The sequence below is a fragment of the Thauera butanivorans NBRC 103042 genome (assembly GCF_001591165.1).
Taxonomy (GTDB): Bacteria; Pseudomonadota; Gammaproteobacteria; order Burkholderiales; family Rhodocyclaceae; genus Thauera; species Thauera butanivorans.
Window position 1 is genome coordinate 1 of the sequence record NZ_BCUG01000112.1, and the last position, 3114, is coordinate 3114.

2 protein-coding genes are annotated in these 3114 nt (G+C 61.1%); one reads left to right on the plus strand and one right to left on the minus strand.

The genetic code is table 11. From position 1 onward, the window contains the following. Positions 1-124: 124 nt before the first annotated feature. Complete coding sequence (locus TBU01S_RS22500) at positions 125-412, plus strand: hypothetical protein (RefSeq protein WP_068639714.1); 288 nt, start codon at positions 125-127, stop codon at positions 410-412. A 196-nt stretch (positions 413-608) separates the two neighbouring features. Here the strand turns inward: TBU01S_RS22500 and TBU01S_RS22505 are convergent, their stop codons facing one another. Next, entirely contained in the window at positions 609-3005 is a 2397-nt protein-coding gene (locus tag TBU01S_RS22505) for a hypothetical protein (protein WP_068639715.1), read from the minus strand. Between the last annotated feature and the right edge of the window lie 109 nt (positions 3006-3114).

Consider the following 3114-nt stretch of genomic DNA (forward strand, 5'->3'; position numbering starts at 1 on the left):
ATCGCCCAGCGGCGTGTGGGCGACCAGAAGACGATTCATGGCCGTGGCTCCCGTATCGATCCATGAAAAGCGATAACGGTAACATATGAGAGATATATAGTAAAAGGTTACAGGCATACTCCGGGTGGGTCGCTCGGCACCGGCGGCGGCGGTGAAGTCGGTGGCCGAAAAGCGCGGCACGGCAAAGGCCGCCGAAGCCTACCTGGAGTTCCTGTTCTCGCCCGAAGGGCAGGCGATCATCGCCAAGCACAACTTCCGCCCGCGCGACGCCGCCGTGCTGGCGCAGAACGCGGACAAGTTCCCGCCGATCCGCACCTTCACCGTGGATGAAAAACTCGGCGGCTGGCCGGCAGTGCAGAAAACGCACTTCGCCGACGGCGGCATCTACGACCAGATCATCGAGAAGCGCTGAACGCCGGGCACTGAAACAGCCATGATTTCAGATCATGGTCTGCCGTGACAGCGGGCAACAGATGCAGGGAGTCGGTCCGGTGCGGCAAGATGTAGCGCGCCGCGATAAATGGCGCCGTTTTGCACGATAAATGAGGCTGCGTCGATTTTGATCGTGTAGAAAGGAATTGCGCCAGATAAAACGATGCGGCCGCCTATCAGCGCCGGCCACGTTGCAGCGCGGCCGTTTGAAACACCCGTACGACCTCTGCCGCCACATCCTGAGAGGCTTGCATGGGGAATGGGCCTCTGTCGCCGACATGCAAATTGATCGGGGTTCCTGCAGGTCGGTCGCTTGGGGTCAGTGAAGACATCGCGACGGACGCCGATGACACGAGGCCACCGGTGGCGAAGCGGGGAAGGCTGAGCCCATTGATGCTATCCAGCAGTGTCAGGCCATAGCGCCGAACAGCAGCTGCACGGACAACATACTCACCGTTCGACAACCGGGCAAGGATGCTATCGCTCGTGTCGCTGCCGGCGCCCAAGACCCTGCCGCCACGGGCATATCTTTCAGGGGTATTCTGGGATGAGTTGAAGGCACTTACCGGATCGGAGAAGGCCGGCACCCCATTGGCCTGAATGGTCTCAATGGTGATCTGCCTCTTATCCGGGATCGCATCGACTGCCCGGCGAACTTCCTCGAGTTCCTTTTTCGCTTGGTCAGTCTGCGCCTCCACATCGATCTCTTTGGCACCGCCACTCCCCTGAGCGCTGGAGCCCGCAGCGCCGACCTGGCCCGTGCCAAGCTGCCCGAGCTGTGCCTTCAGGGCTTGGATTTTTTGCTCAGCGGCCGTGATCTCGAGCTGGATGGAAACCGGCTTTCCCAGCTCGTTCTTCAGAGCGCTGATCCGCTGTTCAGCGGTCAGAATTTGCCCCTGAATCGATCTTGCAGCTGCATCCTGAGCTTCAGCCTCTTGCAGACGCTGCTTGCCCTGTGCCTGAAGCGCCTGCCTTTCGGCCTCGCCGATCTGGCGCAGCAACTGCGCTGCGCCTGGATCATCACCCAAACCCTGTACATAGCCTGCCGCTTCTTCCGCTAGTCGCAGCGCTTCCTCGGCATTTCGCTTAACCGCTTCTCCACGCCCATCGATTGCGGCATTCATTGCGAACAGGGAGGCACGCTCGGCTGCCTGAATCAGCGACTGGGGAGAGTTCGCGTTCGAGTGGCCGCGCAAACCTCCGGTCCGCTCCACATCCGAAGCTTCGATCCGATTCGCTTCGGCGTTCCGCCTACTGGCCGCGCTGTCGGCCTGGCGGAAAAACTCAGCCGCCTCACGCCGCGCCTCACGTGCCGCGTCCGCGCTTGTCTTCCACGCGTCACGCAAGGCATCTCGGAGCCGCTCCGCCCCCTTGATTTCCTCCTTTGTCGCATTGGCGGCGGCCGTCTCACGCAGCTTATCCAAGCGTGCGATCTCGCCACTCAGCTGCTGTTCGATCTGCAGCCGCTGCTGCGCCCGGTTTTTTTCTTCGGTCAGATCCGGGCCATCCTGTGCTGCTCTGACCTTGGATTCCCAATAGGCCAGCTCGCTTTGCCGCAACGCGATCTCTCTATCGATCAGCGGCAGGACGGCACTTGCTTCAGCACGCCCCCCCACGAAGCCCAGCGCATCTTGCCGCCGCTTCTCCAATTCGGCGAGCTTGTCCGTCAGCGAGCTGATTTGTTCTTCTGCCGTTTTGAACGGGTTTGACAAGCCAATGTTCAGCAGCGCCTGCCCGAAGGAAAGCCCTGCCTCTTTTGCGCGTAGAAAATCCTCTGCGAGCTGGTTGATCGACGGAATCAGCGCATTGCCGATCTGCATCACGACCCCGTTTGCCAGGCTCTGCAGCCGCTCCAGGTTCTGATTGAACTCGCGCGCTGCAGCTGCAGCCGATTCGCTGATCGTCTGGCCAAAGCGGTCGGACTCGTTCGCCAGCGCCTCTAGCCCTTGCCGTCCTTCGTTGATTGCCGGAATCAGCTTCTCGGCGGAGTTACCCAAGAGCGCAATCGCCGCTGTCGTTTTGGTCGTGCCGTTCGGCAACTCCGAAAGCCGCTGCGCCAGGTCAATGAATACTTCATCAACATTACGCAGCGACCCATCCGAGCGGAGCACCGCAATTCCAAGTTGTTCGAACATGGCTGCCGAAGCATTTCCGCCCTGAGCGGCCGACTGCATGTTCCCTGCAAGTGCTTGCAGACCGTTTTCCAGATCGCTGGTCGAACCTCCGGTAATCTTGACCGCATAGGCCAGTCTTGAAAGCGATTCCGTGCCAACGCCAGTTCTCTGAGACAGGGTGCTGATTTCCTGCGCGGCATTGGCCGATGCCTTCGCGATTGCCAACACTCCCGCAGCCAGGCCGCCGGCCCCGATTCCAGCCACCCCGGCGAAGCGGCTCAGCGCCGCCGGAATGCTTTGCAGCTTGGTCGCCAAGGCACCGAGCCCGTTGGTCGCCCGCGCAACGGATGCCGTAAACGGATCAAGCGAGGCCCGACCGGTAAATGCCCGATCGATCTCGGCGCCAGCGGCCCGTGCCTGTGCCGACATGCGTTTCATCGCCTGTTCGGCGCTGCTCATCCCGCCTTCAATCTGGCGGAAACCCTGAACCCCCTGGCGCGCATCGACGCTTACACCGATCGATACCCCCTCGTTCCTTGTGCAACCATGGCGCCCTCTGCTTACAAAT

What these genes read in the sequence shown, in the direction of transcription:
- TBU01S_RS22505 (WP_068639715.1), bottom strand. Translation starts at nt 3,005, where the DNA reads ATGAGCAGCGCCGAACAGGCGATGAAACGCATGTCGGCACAGGCACGG.